14 protein-coding genes are annotated in these 14,655 nt (G+C 61.1%); 11 read left to right on the top strand and 3 right to left on the bottom strand.

Going from position 1 to position 14,655, the window contains the following annotated elements; genetic code table 11:
• Positions 1–86 precede the first annotated feature (86 nt).
• The 8 genes from rsmA (at position 87) to DNK06_RS16015 (ending at position 9,111) form a co-directional block, all read left to right on the top strand.
• Positions 87–899, top strand: a complete 813-nt coding sequence (rsmA, locus tag DNK06_RS16050) for a 16S rRNA (adenine(1518)-N(6)/adenine(1519)-N(6))-dimethyltransferase RsmA (RefSeq protein WP_131180999.1) — start codon at positions 87–89, stop codon at positions 897–899.
• Between the two features lie 14 nt (positions 900–913).
• Entirely contained in the window at positions 914–1,294 is a 381-nt protein-coding gene (apaG, locus tag DNK06_RS16045; RefSeq protein ID WP_131180998.1) for a Co2+/Mg2+ efflux protein ApaG, read from the top strand.
• Positions 1,294–2,118: a symmetrical bis(5'-nucleosyl)-tetraphosphatase gene (locus DNK06_RS16040; RefSeq protein WP_131180997.1), complete on the top strand. Its 825-nt coding sequence runs from the start codon at positions 1,294–1,296 to the stop codon at positions 2,116–2,118. Before apaG ends, DNK06_RS16040 begins: the two co-directional genes overlap by 1 nt.
• Positions 2,115–2,444, top strand: coding sequence for a thiosulfate sulfurtransferase GlpE (gene glpE / locus DNK06_RS16035; RefSeq protein ID WP_131180996.1), 330 nt, complete (start codon positions 2,115–2,117; stop codon positions 2,442–2,444). Before DNK06_RS16040 ends, glpE begins: the two co-directional genes overlap by 4 nt.
• 492 nt (positions 2,445–2,936) lie before the next feature.
• The gene (locus DNK06_RS16030; protein WP_131180995.1) at positions 2,937–4,859 is read left to right on the top strand and encodes a PrkA family serine protein kinase; all 1,923 of its coding nucleotides are present in this window, start codon (positions 2,937–2,939) and stop codon (positions 4,857–4,859) included.
• 96 nt (positions 4,860–4,955) lie between these two features.
• Entirely contained in the window at positions 4,956–6,227 is a 1,272-nt protein-coding gene (locus DNK06_RS16025) for a YeaH/YhbH family protein (RefSeq protein WP_131180994.1), read from the top strand.
• On the top strand, positions 6,224–7,792 hold the full coding sequence (locus tag DNK06_RS16020) for a SpoVR family protein (RefSeq protein WP_131180993.1): 1,569 nt from the start codon (positions 6,224–6,226) through the stop codon (positions 7,790–7,792). The genes DNK06_RS16025 and DNK06_RS16020 overlap by 4 nt, the downstream gene beginning before the upstream one ends.
• Positions 7,793–7,878: 86 nt before the next feature.
• Positions 7,879–9,111, top strand: coding sequence for a multifunctional CCA addition/repair protein (locus DNK06_RS16015; RefSeq protein WP_131180992.1), 1,233 nt, complete (start codon positions 7,879–7,881; stop codon positions 9,109–9,111).
• A gap of 312 nt (positions 9,112–9,423) precedes the next feature.
• Here DNK06_RS16015 and folK read toward each other — a convergent pair whose 3' ends face one another.
• The gene (gene folK, locus DNK06_RS16010) at positions 9,424–9,951 is read right to left on the bottom strand and encodes a 2-amino-4-hydroxy-6-hydroxymethyldihydropteridine diphosphokinase (protein ID WP_131180991.1); all 528 of its coding nucleotides are present in this window, start codon (positions 9,949–9,951) and stop codon (positions 9,424–9,426) included.
• The gene (gene folB, locus DNK06_RS16005; protein ID WP_131180990.1) at positions 9,942–10,298 is read right to left on the bottom strand and encodes a dihydroneopterin aldolase; all 357 of its coding nucleotides are present in this window, start codon (positions 10,296–10,298) and stop codon (positions 9,942–9,944) included. Before folB ends, folK begins: the two co-directional genes overlap by 10 nt.
• Before the next feature lie 74 nt (positions 10,299–10,372).
• Between folB and plsY the strand changes: the two genes are divergently transcribed.
• Positions 10,373–10,942, top strand: coding sequence for a glycerol-3-phosphate 1-O-acyltransferase PlsY (gene plsY, locus DNK06_RS16000; RefSeq protein ID WP_131180989.1), 570 nt, complete (start codon positions 10,373–10,375; stop codon positions 10,940–10,942).
• A gap of 37 nt (positions 10,943–10,979) precedes the next feature.
• Here plsY and tsaD read toward each other — a convergent pair whose 3' ends face one another.
• Positions 10,980–12,023: a tRNA (adenosine(37)-N6)-threonylcarbamoyltransferase complex transferase subunit TsaD gene (tsaD, locus tag DNK06_RS15995; protein ID WP_131180988.1), complete on the bottom strand. Its 1,044-nt coding sequence runs from the start codon at positions 12,021–12,023 to the stop codon at positions 10,980–10,982.
• 213 nt (positions 12,024–12,236) lie between these two features.
• Between tsaD and rpsU the strand changes: the two genes are divergently transcribed.
• Together rpsU and dnaG are read left to right on the top strand one after the other, a co-directional pair.
• A complete protein-coding gene (rpsU, locus tag DNK06_RS15990; RefSeq protein WP_003290642.1) occupies positions 12,237–12,452 on the top strand; it encodes a 30S ribosomal protein S21 in 216 nt (71 codons plus the stop codon).
• 200 nt (positions 12,453–12,652) lie between these two features.
• Positions 12,653–14,635 (top strand): DNA primase, encoded by a 1,983-nt coding sequence (gene dnaG, locus DNK06_RS15985; protein ID WP_131180987.1) that lies wholly within the window; start codon positions 12,653–12,655, stop codon positions 14,633–14,635.
• Positions 14,636–14,655: the final 20 nt, after the last annotated feature.

The raw sequence follows: 14,655 nt of genomic DNA, 5'->3' as shown, positions 1-14,655 counted from the left end.
CGTTCCCTGCTAAACTGCGCGTTTTCGCCTTACCGCTTTATGCTGTTGCTTATGGCTTGCAGCTTGAAGCTTGGAGCTGCTCTTCGATGTCCGAGCCCTACCAACACCGTGCGCGCAAACGTTTCGGTCAGAACTTCCTGCACGATGCCGGGGTCATCCACCGCATCCTGCGCGCCATCCATGCCCGCGATAGCGAACACCTGCTGGAAATCGGCCCAGGCCAGGGCGCACTGACCGAGGGGCTGCTGAACAGCGGTGCACAACTCGACGTGATCGAACTGGATCTCGACCTGATCCCCATCCTGGAGGCGAAATTCGCTAGCGAGCCACGCTTTCGCCTGAACCAGGGCGATGCCCTGAAGTTCGATTTCGCCCGCCTGCAAGCCGAGCCGAACAGCCTGCGCGTAGTCGGCAATCTGCCCTACAACATCTCGACTCCGCTGATTTTCCACCTGCTGGATAACGCTCACCTGATCCGCGACATGCACTTCATGCTGCAGAAGGAAGTGGTCGAACGCCTGGCTGCCGGCCCTGGTGGCGGTGACTGGGGGCGACTGTCGATCATGGTGCAGTACCATTGTGATGTGGAGCACCTGTTCAATGTCGGCCCCGGCGCCTTCAATCCACCACCCAAGGTGGATTCGGCCATCGTGCGCCTGACACCACACAAGCAATTGCCCCACCCGGCCAAGGATCACCATCTCCTCGAGCGTGTGGTGCGCGAAGCCTTCAATCAGCGCCGCAAGACCCTGCGCAATACGCTCAAGGCCCTGCTTCCGGCCAGCGCCATCGAAGCGGCTGGCGTCGACGGCAGCTTGCGCCCGGAACAGCTGGATCTGGCCGCTTTCGTGCGCCTGGCCGACCAGTTGGCGGAACAACCCGCTCCCTCGCTCACCTGACTTACCGAGTGCCCATGTCCGACTCTCGCTACCAGATCGACGTCAGCGTCTTCACCCGCTACCTGCCGGAGCAGTCACAGCCGCAGCAGAATCGCTTCGCCTTCGCCTACGACGTGACCATCGTTAACAAGGGTGAACTGCCCGCGCAGCTGCTGTCGCGCCACTGGCTGATTACCGATGGCAATGGTCAGGTTCAGGAAGTACGCGGTGCAGGCGTGATTGGTGAGCAGCCACTGATCGAGCCAGGGGCCAGCCATAGCTACAGCAGCGGCACACTATTGACGACTCAGGTCGGCACCATGCAGGGCAGCTACCAGATGGTCGCCGACGACGGCCAGCACTTCGATGCCCCCATCGCGCCTTTCCTCCTCGCCGTACCCGGCGCCCTGCACTGATGGCGACGTATGCCGTCGGTGACCTGCAGGGTTGCCTGAAACCGCTGCAATGCCTGCTGGAGCGCGTAGCCTTCGATCCCGAGCGTGACCGACTGTGGCTGGTCGGCGACCTGGTCAACCGTGGGCCTGAGTCGCTGGAAACGCTGCGTTTCCTGTATCGCATGCGTGATGCGCTGGTGTGCGTGCTGGGCAACCACGATCTGCACCTGCTGGCCGTCTCGCGCAACATCGAGCGCCTCAAGCGCGGCGATACCTTGCGAGAAATTCTCGAGGCGCCGGATCGCGACGACCTGCTCGACTGGCTACGCAGACAAGCGTTGCTACATTATGACGAACAGCGCGACATGGCCCTGGTGCATGCCGGCATCCCCCCGCAATGGAGCATGGCCAAAGCGCTCAGGCGTGCTGCAGAGGTCGAGAACGCCCTGCGTGACGATGCCCTCTACCCGATGTTCCTGGACGGCATGTACGGCAACGAGCCCGCCCGCTGGGACAAGGAGCTGCACGGCGTGACGCGCCTGCGGGTGATCACCAACTATTTCACCCGCATGCGTTTCTGCAAGGCAGACGGCACCCTGGATCTGAAAACCAAGGAAGGCCCCGGTACGGCACCTGCGGGTTACTCGCCCTGGTTCAGCCACAAACAGCGCAAAACCCGCGGTCAGAAGATCATCTTCGGCCACTGGGCCTCCCTGGAGGGACGCTGTGACGAACCTGGCGTTTTCGCCCTGGATTCCGGCTGCGTATGGGGAGGCAGCATGACTTTGATGAACATCGACAGCGGCGAATACCATCGCTGCGACTGCAGCGAGGAAACAGCATGAGCGAGTTCAAACGTATCGCCCCTGAACAGGCCCAGGCTCTGCGTGAGAATGGCGCGGTGGTGGTCGACATCCGCGATCCGCAAAGCTTCGCTGCCGGGCACATCAGCGGCTCGCAGCACCTGGACAATCACTCCCTGGCCGACTTCATCGCCAAGGCAGATATTGATGGGCCGGTGATCGTCGCCTGCTACCACGGCAACTCCAGCCAGAGCGCAGCCGCCTACCTGGTCGGCCAGGGGTTCTCCGACGTTTACAGTCTCGACGGCGGCTTCGAGTTATGGCGCAGCACCTACCCCCAGGAAACCACGTCCAGCCAGCCGGAATAAAAAATGGCCGGGAGCCATTTTTAACGTCGCTTGCGACGGCCCGCAGGGTGGCCGCCAGGGATGGCCGGCCATAAAATATTTTCACCGCCAGGCCCGCGCCAGTACTGGGCTTGGCTCTCTCCAGAGCGCTGCAACAGCGTTACTGTCGGCGATTGCGCCTTGACCTTGGTAATTCCGAACTATCCTTACTTCAGGCCATCCCAATTCAGGTAGCCGGCCAATCGGCCGAACGGGCCATCGGTAACCACCTTCAGCAGACAGTCAGGCCATACAGCGAATGGTCATGGCGGGGGAAGGCAGCCGATACGCCGCGCGGGTAACACACCCGGCGGCGGCTGTCCTCGAACCTGCCACGCCACGGACAGGCCGACCACGAGGTTCTGACTGGCTGCGGGGTGCTCGGGGGATTCATCTCGGTAGCGCAAGCGCCGGGTCTGCAAGCACCCGCTCGACCGATCCCGGCCGGCTCCAAGCATCGAGCGAGGTGAAGTCATGAGCATTTTCAGTCACTTCCAGCAACGATTCGAGGCGACCCGCCAGGAGGAGTACTCGCTGCAGGAGTACCTCGAACTGTGCAAACAGGATCGCAGCGCCTACGCCAGTGCTTCCGAACGGCTGCTTATGGCGATCGGCGAACCGGAGCTGCTCGATACGTCGCACAATCCGCGCCTGTCGCGTATCTTTTCCAACAAGGTGATCCGCCGCTACCCCGCCTTCGCCGATTTCCACGGCATGGAAGAATGCATCGAGCAGATCGTTTCCTATTTCCGCCACGCGGCCCAGGGCCTGGAGGAAAAGAAACAGATCCTCTATCTGCTGGGCCCCGTCGGTGGCGGTAAATCGTCCCTGGCAGAAAAGCTCAAGCAACTGATGGAGAAGGTGCCCTTCTACGCCATCAAGGGCTCGCCCGTATTCGAATCACCGCTGGGCCTGTTCAACGCCGACGAAGACGCGGCGATCCTCGAGGAGGATTACGGCATCGAGCGACGCTACCTGGGCAGCATCATGTCGCCCTGGGCCAGCAAGCGCCTGGCCGAGTTCGGCGGCGACATCAGCCAGTTCCGCGTGGTCAAGCTCTACCCCTCGATCCTCAACCAGATAGCCATCGCCAAGACCGAACCCGGCGACGAGAACAATCAGGACATCTCCGCCCTGGTCGGCAAGGTGGACATCCGCAAGCTCGAGGAGTACCCACAGAACGACGCCGACGCCTACAGCTATTCGGGAGCTCTGTGCCGAGCCAACCAGGGCCTGATGGAATTCGTCGAGATGTTCAAGGCGCCTATCAAGGTGCTGCATCCGCTGCTCACCGCCACCCAGGAAGGCAACTACAACAGTACCGAGGGTTTGGGCGCTATTCCCTACAACGGCATCCTGCTGGCCCACTCCAACGAGTCGGAATGGCACACCTTCCGCAACAACAAGAACAACGAAGCGTTCATCGACCGTATCTACATCGTCAAGGTGCCCTACTGCCTGCGCGTCAGCGACGAGATCAAGATCTACGACAAGCTGTTGACCAGCAGCTCGCTGGCCAACGCTCACTGTGCGCCGGACACCCTGAAGATGCTCGCCCAGTTTTCCACCCTGTCGCGTCTCAAGGAGCCGGACAACTCCAACATCTACTCGAAGATGCGCGTCTACGACGGCGAGAATCTCAAAGACACCGACCCCAAGGCCAAATCGATCCAGGAATACCGCGATGCCGCTGGCGTCGACGAAGGCATGAATGGCCTGTCGACCCGGTTCGCCTTCAAGATTCTCTCCAAGGTATTCAACTTCGATCCTCATGAAATCGCCGCCAACCCGGTGCACCTGCTCTATGTGCTGGAGCAGCAGATCGAACAGGAACAGTTCCCCGGCGAAGTGCGTGAGCGCTACCTGCGCTTTATCAAGGAATACCTGGCACCGCGTTATATCGAGTTCATCGGCAAGGAGATTCAGACCGCCTACCTGGAGTCCTACAGCGAATATGGCCAGAACATCTTCGACCGTTACGTGCTGTATGCGGATTTCTGGATTCAGGATCAGGAGTATCGCGATCCGGAAACCGGCGAAATCCTCAATCGCGTAGCCCTCAACGAGGAACTGGAAAAGATCGAAAAGCCGGCCGGCATCAGCAATCCGAAGGACTTCCGCAACGAAATCGTCAACTTCGTGCTGCGCGCCCGCGCCAACAACAATGGCAAGAACCCGACCTGGCTCAGCTACGAGAAACTGCGCGTGGTGATTGAGAAGAAGATGTTCTCCAACACCGAAGATCTGCTGCCAGTCATCAGCTTCAACGCCAAGGCCAGCAAGGAGGATCAGCAGAAGCACAACGACTTCGTCAATCGCATGGTCGAGCGCGGTTACACCGAGAAGCAGGTGCGCCTGCTGTCCGAATGGTATCTGCGCGTACGTAAATCGCAATAACAGCAGCGGCAAGCTTCAAGCTGCAAGAAAAGCAGGAGCCAGACTCGGCCTACTTGCAGCTTGTAGCTTGCGGCTTGAAGCTGGCCCGGAGGGCCTATGAGCTACGTGATCGACCGTCGCCTGAATGGCAAGAACAAGAGCACGGTGAACCGCCAGCGGTTCATCCGTCGTTACCGTGATCACATCAAGAAAGCGGTGGAAGAAGCGGTCAGTCGCCGTTCCATAACCGATATGGAGCACGGCGAGCAGATCAGCATTCCCGGCCGCGATATCGACGAACCTGTGCTGCACCATGGCCGCGGCGGCAAGCAAACCGTCGTCCACCCCGGCAACAAGGATTTCGTCGCCGGAGAACGTATTCCACGTCCCCAGGGTGGCGGTGGCGGCCAGGGTTCAGGCAAAGCCAGCAACTCCGGCGAGGGCATGGACGAATTCGTCTTTCAGATCACCCAGGAAGAATTCCTGGACTTCATGTTCGAGGATCTGGAACTGCCCAACCTGGTCAAGCGTCACCTGACCGGCGCGGAGACCTTCAAGACCGTACGCGCCGGCATCAGCAGCGAAGGCAACCCGTCACGCATCAACATCATCCGCACCCTGCGCTCGGCCCATGCCCGGCGCATCGCGCTGTCTGGCAGCAGCCGCGCGAAACTGCGTGAAGCCAAGGCCGAACTGGAGCGCCTGCGTCGTGAGGAACCCGATAACTTCGGCGACATTCAGACTATCGAAGAAGAAATCGAGCGGCTCAGCGCGCGAATTCACCGCGTGCCCTTCCTCGACACCTTCGACCTCAAGTACAACCTGCTGGTCAAACACCCCACTCCCAGCTCCAAGGCAGTGATGTTCTGCCTGATGGACGTATCCGGCTCAATGACCCAGGCGACCAAAGACGTCGCCAAGCGGTTTTTCATCCTCCTGTACCTGTTCCTCAAGCGCAATTACGACAAGATCGACGTGGTGTTCATCCGCCACCACACCAGCGCCAAGGAAGTCGACGAGGAAGAATTCTTCTACTCGCGGGAAACCGGCGGCACCATAGTGTCCAGCGCCCTGAAGATGATGCAGGAGATCATGGCCGAGCGTTACCCGGTCAACGAATGGAACATCTACGGCGCCCAGGCTTCCGACGGCGACAACTGGAACGACGACTCGCCGGTGTGCCGGGATATCCTGATCAAGCAGATCATGCCGTTCGTGCAGTATTTCACCTACGTGGAAATCACCCCACGCGAACACCAGGCGCTGTGGTTCGAATACGAACAGGTCGCCGAAATATTCGACGAGACCTTCGCCCAGCAGCAACTGGTATCGGCCGGTGATATCTACCCGGTATTCCGCGAACTGTTTCAGCGGAGGCTCTTGACATGAGCAGCACCAGCAGCAAGAAACGTCAGCCGCTATCCACAGGGTCGGAGTGGACGTTCGAGCTGATTCGCGACTACGACCGGGAAATCAGCCGACTCGCCGAACGCTACGCGCTGGACACCTACCCGAACCAGATCGAGGTCATCACCGCCGAACAGATGATGGACGCCTACGCGTCGGTGGGCATGCCGCTGGGCTACCACCACTGGTCGTACGGCAAGCAGTTTCTCAGCACCGAGAAGTCCTACAGCCGTGGGCAGATGGGCCTGGCCTATGAAATCGTGATCAATTCCGATCCCTGCATCGCCTACCTGATGGAAGAGAACACCATCACCATGCAGGCACTGGTAATCGCCCATGCGTGCTACGGGCACAACAGTTTCTTCAAGGGCAACTACCTGTTCCGCACCTGGACGGATGCTTCCTCGATCATCGATTACCTGGTGTTCGCCAAGCAGTACATCACCCAGTGCGAAGAGCGCCACGGCATCGATGCGGTCGAGGATCTGATTGATTCCTGCCATGCGCTGATGAACTACGGCGTGGATCGCTACAAGCGCCCCTACCCGATTTCCGCCGAGGAAGAGCGGCGGCGTCAGAAGGATCGCGAAGAGCACCTGCAACGCCAGATCAACGATCTGTGGCGCACCATTCCCAAAAGCGCCAGCAAGGCCGACGAACAGGACAGCAAGCGTTTTCCGGCCGAGCCTCAGGAAAACATCCTCTATTTTCTGGAAAAGCACGCGCCGTTGCTGGAACCCTGGCAACGCGAGGTGATCCGCATCGTGCGCAAGATCGCCCAGTATTTCTACCCGCAGCGTCAGACCCAGGTGATGAACGAAGGCTGGGCGACCTTCTGGCATTACACCCTGATGAATGATCTCTACGACGAAGGCCTCGTTACCGAGGGCTTCATGATGGAGTTCCTGCAGTCGCATACCAGCGTGGTGTTTCAGCCGTCTTTCGACAGCCCTTACTACAGTGGCATCAACCCTTACGCCCTGGGGTTCGCCATGTACCGCGACATCCGCCGCATCTGCGAAGAGCCGACCGAGGAAGACCGCCACTGGTTTCCGGACATCGCCGGCAGCGACTGGCTGAGCACCCTGAAATTCGCCATGACCAGCTTCAAGGATGAAAGCTTCATCCTTCAGTATCTGTCGCCCAAGGTGATCCGCGACCTGAAACTGTTCAGCATTCTCGATGACGATCAGGTAGATGAACTGAGTGTACCGGCCATTCACGACGAACCGGGTTATCGCACCATTCGCGAAACCCTGGCCGCCCAGTACAACCTGGGCAATCGCGAACCCAACGTGCAGATCTGGAACATCGACCGACGCGGTGATCGCTCACTGACCCTGCGCCACTTCCAGCACGACCGTAAACCCCTGGGCAGCTCCACCGAAGAAGTACTCAAGCACCTGCACCGCCTGTGGGGGTTCGACATCCACCTGCAGACCCTGCAAGGCGAGCAGATCGTCAACACCCAGCACGTGCCACCAAAGAGCGACGCCGACTCGAACGGCGACTTCCCGCGCCTGGATCCGCGCATCCCACCGCTCTGAAAACGGGCCCAGCCTGGGCCCGACTCCTCCAGCACAACGACAGGCTCCGGCACAGCGGTTATCCTCTGCCCATGACGGAGAACCCTATGCTCATCTACAAAGTTGGCGGCGCGGTACGTGATCGCCTGCTCGGCCGCCCGGTCACCGAGATCGACTGGGTGGTGGTTGGTGCCACCGCCGAGGCCATGCTGGAAAAAGGCTTTCGCCCGGTCGGTGCGGATTTCCCGGTCTTTCTGCACCCGGAAACGGGCGAGGAATACGCCCTGGCGCGTACCGAACGCAAGAGCGGCCGCGGCTATGGCGGTTTCACCTTTCACGCCAGCCCGGAAGTGACCCTGGAAGAAGACCTGATCCGCCGCGATCTGACCATCAACGCCATCGCCGAAGACGAGCATGGCCAGCTTATCGACCCCTATGGCGGGCAGCGCGACCTGGCGGCCAAACAGCTGCGCCATGTATCGCCGGCTTTCGCGGAAGATCCGTTGCGCGTTCTGCGCGTGGCGCGCTTCGCGGCCCGCTACGCACCGCTGGGCTTCGTCGTGGCAGCCGAAACCCTCGCGCTGATGCGCCAGCTCGCCGAGTCTGGAGAGCTGGACGCCCTGACGCCCGAACGCAGCTGGAAGGAAATCTCCCGCGCACTGATGGAGCCGCGACCGGACGTTTTCATTCAGGTGCTGCACGACTGCGGCGCCTTGGCGACCATGCTGCCGGAGGTCGATGCACTGTTTGGCGTGCCGCAGCCGCCTGCTCATCATCCAGAGGTCGACACCGGCATTCATGTGCTGGCCGTGTTGCGCCAGTGCGCCGACCACCAGCAACCGCTGCCCGTACGCTGGGCCTGCCTGCTACACGATGTAGGCAAGGGACTGACCAGGCCTGCCGACTGGCCTCGGCATATCGCTCACGAACACCGTGGCATCCCGCTGATCCAGGCGATCAACAGCCGGTGCAAAGTGCCCAGGGAGTGCCAGGAGCTGGCTGAACTGGTCGGGGAGTTTCACACCCATGCCCACCGCGCCCTGGAGCTGCGTGCGTCAACGCTACTGGAGCTGATGCAACGCTTCGACGTATTCCGTCGCCCGCAACGCTTCGAGGCCTTCGTTGCCGCCAGCGAGATGGATGCCCGGGGTCGCCACGGGCTGGAACAGCGTGAGTATCCACAGGCAGCTTACTTGCTGGATGCCATGCAGGCGGTGCGCAAGGTGACCGCACAGCCCTTGCTCGAGCGTGGTTACAAGGGCGCAGAACTGGGCGAAGCGCTCAATCGCGAGCGGCTCGCCGCACTCAAGGCATTCAAGCAGTCCGCTCAGACGCAATAGGGCCTAACAGCATTGCTGCGCGGTCGTGCGCAAGCGTTAACACCACCTAGTGTCGCGTCACAGATCAGCTGTCGGTCGAACGACCTCTCGTAGGGTGGGTTAGCCGCCTGTCACATTGACTGACGGTTTTACCATCTCTGTTGCGGCGTAACCCACCACCGGCGCAACACGATCTATCGCCTGGAGGGTTACGCGGGGCGGCCATCCGCGACGCTCCACGATAGCGGTGCCTGTCAATCTGAGTCCGGCGTCGCTAACCTGCGCGGCCCGACCCACCCTACGGGCGCCCGACATTTCATGGTTGACGTGACACTAGGGCGACGGCAGCAACTCGGCAGGTGTCAGCTCGGCACCACGCCACAGGAAGGAAACCGGCCACAGTTGCTGCTCGATCCGCGCCTCTCGCCACAATTCAGCGAAGCTGAGCCCTACGCCCGGATGTTCGACATCCGGCACCAGCAGTGCCAACGGCCTGAGCACGAAGGCGTTCTTGAGAATTTCCGCGCGGGGCAGCACCAGGCCATCGAAGCTGCCGACCAATGCGTCGTACATCAGCACGTCGATATCCAGCGGCAGGCCCTTGCGATCCGGCGCATAGCGACCGTTGTCGGCCTCGATGAACTTCAGCCGGCGATCCAGTTCGAGCAGTGGCAAGGCAGTCTGCCCGGCAATCACCAGGTTGAAGAACGGGCCGCTCTTGATACCCACCGCCAGGCTTTCGAAGACTGGCGAGCAACGCATATCGGTGACGATGTCGGCCAGAGCATCGAGGCCGGCACGCAGGTGTGCCTCGCGCTCGATATTGCTGCCCAGGCCCAACAGTATCGGGGTTAGCGACATCCGCGCTCGATCTCCACGCCAACACCGCCACGGGCGGCGGGCACCGCGCCCGGCTTGGTCAGCCGCAGACGCACCCAGGGAATCCCGAACTCACTCATCAGCAGCGCCACCAGGCGTTCGGCGAAGGTTTCCACGAGGATGAACTGCGACTCGCTGGCAAAGGCCTGGATGCGTGCGGACACCGAGGCGTAATCCAGCGCCTTGTTCAAATCATCCTCCTCGGCCGCCGGACGGTTGTCCCAGCCCAGCCACAGATCCAGCTGCAGGCATTGGCGGATGGTGCGCTCCCAGTCGTAGGCACCGATAACGGTGTCGACTTCCAGACCCGCGATAAACACTGTGTCCAAGCATGCTCTCCACGGCACGACAAGCTCGCCGTACCTCGTTAGAATCGGGCATCCCCCGGCGCGGAATGGATACCATGTTTTGGTTGCTGGCGATCCTCGCCTACCTGCTCGGCTCGCTGTCCTTCGCTATCCTGCTCAGCCGCATGACCGGCCTGGCGGATCCTCGTGCCAGCGGCTCGGGCAATCCCGGCGCCACCAATATGCTACGGCTGGCGGGCAAACGCCTGGCCATTCTCACGCTGATTGGCGATCTATTCAAAGGTTTGCTGCCCGTCGCGATTGCCGCACACCTTGGTTTCGAACTGCAGCAACAGGCCTGGCTGGGTCTGGCAGCCGTGGTCGGGCACCTTTATCCGATCTATTTCCGCTTTCGCGGTGGCAAGGGCGTCGCCACTGCGGCCGGCATGTTGCTGGGTCTGTATCCACCCGCTGCCTTGCTGGCGCTCTGCACCTGGCTGCTGATCTTCGGGCTGACCCGCACCAGCTCCCTCGCCGCACTGACCGCCGCACCGCTGACATTACCGCTACTCGCCTGGCAACAACCGGCAGCGCTACTGCCGATGTGCGTGCTCAGCGGGTTGATCGTCTGGCGCCACCGCAGCAATCTACGCGATCTATGGGCTGGCCGTGAGCGACATTTCTAAGAGCAGCTTCAAGCGGCAAGCAACATCCCACTCTCGTTCAACTTTCTGCGTGTGGCTCGCAGCGAGGCAGATCTTCCATCGGCCAGCGTGCCTGTACGCTGATGGCAAGATCCTGGTGTTGCCCGGCCAGCAGGCGCTGGCAACCGGCGTAAGCGATCATCGCGCCATTGTCGGTACAGAATGCCGGACGGGCGTAAAAGACCTTGCCCTTCAGCGCTGCGAGCATGTCCTCCAGCGACAGCCGCAACGCCTGATTGGCGCTCACCCCACCCGCGATCACCAGGCTGTTGAGCCCCGTCTGCTTGAGCGCACGACGACACTTGATGGTCAGCGTCTCGACGACAGCCTGCTGGAACGCCAGGGCCACATCGCAGCGGGTCTGTTCGCTGTCGTCGCCACTGGCGCAGCATTGCTGCCAGGTATTGAGGGTGAAGGTCTTCAAGCCGCTGAAACTGAAATCCAGGCCGGGGCGGTCGGTCATCGGTCGCGGGAACACGAAGCGTCCGGGCGTACCGCGCTCGGCGAGCCGGGCGATTTCCGGGCCACCGGGGTAACGCAGCCCCATCAATTTGGCCGTCTTGTCGAATGCCTCGCCAGCGGCATCGTCCAGTGACTCACCAAGTAACTGGTACTCGCCGATTCCATCGACCCGAACCAGTTGGGTATGCCCGCCCGAGACCAACAAGGCGACGAACGGAAAAGCTGGCGGAGTCGGCTCGAGCATGGGAGCCAGCAGGTGGCCTTCCATATGATGCACGCCGATGGCCGGTACATCCCAGGCGAACGCCAGCGCCTGGGCGCAGGAGGCGCCAACCAGGAGCGCGCCGACCAGCCCCGGCCCTGCGGTGTAGGCGATGGCGTCGATCTCGGTGGCTACGCAGCCGGCCTCCTCCAGCACCTGACGGATCAGCGGCAGCATGCGCTTGACGTGGTCACGCGAGGCCAGCTCCGGCACCACACCACCGTAGGCGCGGTGCAGGTCGATCTGACTGAACAGCGCATCGGCAAGCAGGCCGCGCTCGCTGTCGTAGAGCGCGACACCGGTCTCGTCGCACGAAGTTTCCAATCCCAGAACAAGCATGGTTTCGCCTTGAGGTTGAACAGTCCGGCAGCCGCCGGGCGTGAAAGGCCGGCATGATAATCGTCGCCAAGCGGCACAGACCAGTGCTTTTCGATCAGAGGCTTTGCATTCCGGTTGACGAGGCGGTAACATCCGCAACCCTTAAAAACCTGTGATCTTTCCGTGCCGTTGCCGGAAGACACAAACCTCCGGTAATAAAGAAGGTAGCTCTGGATGCCAGCCGTCAAAGTTAAAGAGAACGAACCCTTCGACGTAGCTCTGCGTCGTTTCAAGCGCTCCTGCGAAAAAGCCGGTGTTCTGGCCGAAGTTCGTAGCCGCGAATTCTACGAAAAGCCGACCGCCGAGCGTAAGCGCAAAGCAGCTGCCGCTGTTAAGCGTCACGCCAAGAAAGTGCAGCGCGAACAGCGCCGCAGCGTTCGCCTGTACTAATACCGTACACGCAACGTCTGAATGCCCGGTTTAGGCCGGGCATTATCGTCAAAGACTCCGCGTCGCCTTCTGGCGAATGGTCGGAGTTTTTGCGTTTTTGCCGCTGGCAAGTCACTTGGAAATATAGGCACTGGTAACGCAGGTCGTTTATCAATAGCCTGCTACTGTTTCCCGCAACGCTGCGGCAGTATTGAGCACTTATGGCCGGCCTGATCCCGCAATCCTTCATCGATGATTTGCTCAACCGCACCGACATCGTCGATGTGGTGAGTTCGCGCATCCAACTGAAGAAGACCGGCAAGAACTACAGCGCCTGCTGCCCGTTCCACAAGGAAAAGACCCCCTCCTTCACCGTCAGCCCGGACAAGCAGTTCTATTACTGCTTCGGCTGTGGCGCTGGCGGCAACGCCCTGGGCTTCGTGATGGATCACGACCAGATGGAGTTTCCCCAGGCGGTCGAGGAACTGGCCAAACGTGCTGGCATGGACGTGCCACGGGAAGACGGCGGACGTGGCGGCAAGCCCCGCCGACCTACCGACTCACCGCTCTACGCCCTGCTCAAGGCCGCTGCGGACTTCTACCGCCAGGCACTGAAGAGCCACCCGCAACGCCGCGCCGCGGTCGACTACCTGAAAAGCCGCGGGCTATCAGGCGAAATCGCTCGCGACTTTGGCCTGGGCTTCGCCCCACCAGGCTGGGATAACCTTCTCAAACACCTGTCCGGCGACAGCCTGCAACACAAGGCCATGATCGATGCCGGCCTGCTGGTGGAAAACCCGGATAGCGGCAAACGTTACGACCGCTTCCGTGACCGGGTGATCTTCCCCATCCACGACAGCCGTGGCCGGGTCATCGCCTTTGGCGGGCGGGTGCTGGGAGACGACAAGCCCAAGTACCTGAACTCCCCGGAAACCCCGGTATTCCACAAGGGTCAGGAACTCTACGGCCTGTACGAGGCGCGCAAGCACAACCGCAATCTCGACGAGATCATGGTGGTCGAGGGCTATATGGACGTCATCGCCCTCGCCCAACAAGGCCTGCGCAATGCCGTCGCGACCCTTGGCACGGCCACCAGCGAAGAACACCTCAAGCGCCTGTTTCGTCTGGTGCCGAGCGTATTGTTCTGCTTCGACGGCGACCAGGCCGGCCGCAATGCCGCCTGGCGCGCCCTGGAAGCCGCCCTGCCGAACCTGCAGGATGGCCGCCGCGCTCGCTTCCTGTTCCTGCCTGAAGGCGAAGACCCGGACACCCTGGTGCGCAGCGAAGGTACCGATGCATTTCGCGCGCGCATTCATCAGCACGCCCAGCCGCTGGCGGATTATTTTTTCCAGCAACTCAGCGAAGAAGCGGATCCGCGTTCGCTGGAAGGCAAGGCGCATCTGGTGACATTGGCTGCACCGTTGATCGAAAAGATTCCCGGCAACACCTTGCGCGCCTTGATGCGCCAACGCCTGACGCAGATTACCGGCCTCAGCGGCGAGGCCCTGAGTCAGATGTCCGCACCGCCCAGCCGACAGCAGGCAACTGCGCCCTCCCAGCAGGACGGCAACAACCATGCGCCACACTTCGAAGCCATCCCCGACAGCGCCTACCACGACGTCGCAGCGACCCATGAAGAGCAGCCGTCCGCTCACGCGTTCGAACGCCCAGCCAGAAAACAGGGCAAAGGCGAATGGAAAAAAGAAGGTGGCAGGTGGAGCAAGAAAGACCGCGATGACTACCATCCGCCGCGCACGGCGGTGAGTGTCGAATCGCCCCATCTGAGCGCTCTGCGCAGCCTGCTGCATCACCCTGAGCTAGCACAAAGAGTCGATGATGTCAGCAACTTCGCCGCAGAAGGCGACACTTACGCTCAACTGCTGGTCGCCCTGGTGGGCACCTTGCAGAAGCAGCCAGGGCTGCGCTCACTGCAACTGATCGCCCGCTGGCACGGCACCGAACAGGGCCGCCTGCTCAAAGTACTGGCAGAAAAAGAATGGTTAATCGATCACGACAACCTTGAACGGCAGTTTTTCGACACCATAACTACACTTGTCCATAGCCAGTCGTTAAGACGGCGCGAAACCGCTCTGCGCAGCATCATGCAGAAAAGCCCGAGCGAACTCACCGACGAGGAAAAGGCCCTGCTCCGTGAGCACTACAGCAGCCCTACCTCGCCCAGCAAGACCCCAACTGGCGCCTGAGCGCCGAACTGAGGTATAAT

This window comes from Phytopseudomonas daroniae, assembly GCF_004327285.1.
In the GTDB taxonomy this organism is placed as follows: domain Bacteria; phylum Pseudomonadota; class Gammaproteobacteria; order Pseudomonadales; family Pseudomonadaceae; genus Aquipseudomonas; species Aquipseudomonas daroniae.
The sequence above is the reverse complement of the archived record's forward strand: the minus strand, read 5'-3'. Positions and strand labels throughout refer to the sequence as shown.

Excerpts from the sequence above, each read along its gene's own strand:
- plsY (WP_131180989.1), top strand. The coding sequence starts at position 10,373 with ATGTTTTGGTTGCTGGCGATCCTCGCCTACCTGCTCGGCTCGCTGTCC.
- DNK06_RS16025 (WP_131180994.1), top strand. The coding sequence starts at position 4,956 with ATGAGCTACGTGATCGACCGTCGCCTGAATGGCAAGAACAAGAGCACG.
- DNK06_RS16030 (WP_131180995.1), top strand. The coding sequence starts at position 2,937 with ATGAGCATTTTCAGTCACTTCCAGCAACGATTCGAGGCGACCCGCCAG.
- apaG (WP_131180998.1), top strand. The coding sequence starts at position 914 with ATGTCCGACTCTCGCTACCAGATCGACGTCAGCGTCTTCACCCGCTAC.
- dnaG (WP_131180987.1), top strand. The coding sequence starts at position 12,653 with ATGGCCGGCCTGATCCCGCAATCCTTCATCGATGATTTGCTCAACCGC.
- rsmA (WP_131180999.1), top strand. The coding sequence starts at position 87 with ATGTCCGAGCCCTACCAACACCGTGCGCGCAAACGTTTCGGTCAGAAC.
- rpsU (WP_003290642.1), top strand. The coding sequence starts at position 12,237 with ATGCCAGCCGTCAAAGTTAAAGAGAACGAACCCTTCGACGTAGCTCTG.
- DNK06_RS16020 (WP_131180993.1), top strand. The coding sequence starts at position 6,224 with ATGAGCAGCACCAGCAGCAAGAAACGTCAGCCGCTATCCACAGGGTCG.
- folK (WP_131180991.1), bottom strand. The coding sequence starts at position 9,951 with ATGTCGCTAACCCCGATACTGTTGGGCCTGGGCAGCAATATCGAGCGC.
- DNK06_RS16015 (WP_131180992.1), top strand. The coding sequence starts at position 7,879 with ATGCTCATCTACAAAGTTGGCGGCGCGGTACGTGATCGCCTGCTCGGC.
- tsaD (WP_131180988.1), bottom strand. The coding sequence starts at position 12,023 with ATGCTTGTTCTGGGATTGGAAACTTCGTGCGACGAGACCGGTGTCGCG.
- DNK06_RS16040 (WP_131180997.1), top strand. The coding sequence starts at position 1,294 with ATGGCGACGTATGCCGTCGGTGACCTGCAGGGTTGCCTGAAACCGCTG.
- glpE (WP_131180996.1), top strand. The coding sequence starts at position 2,115 with ATGAGCGAGTTCAAACGTATCGCCCCTGAACAGGCCCAGGCTCTGCGT.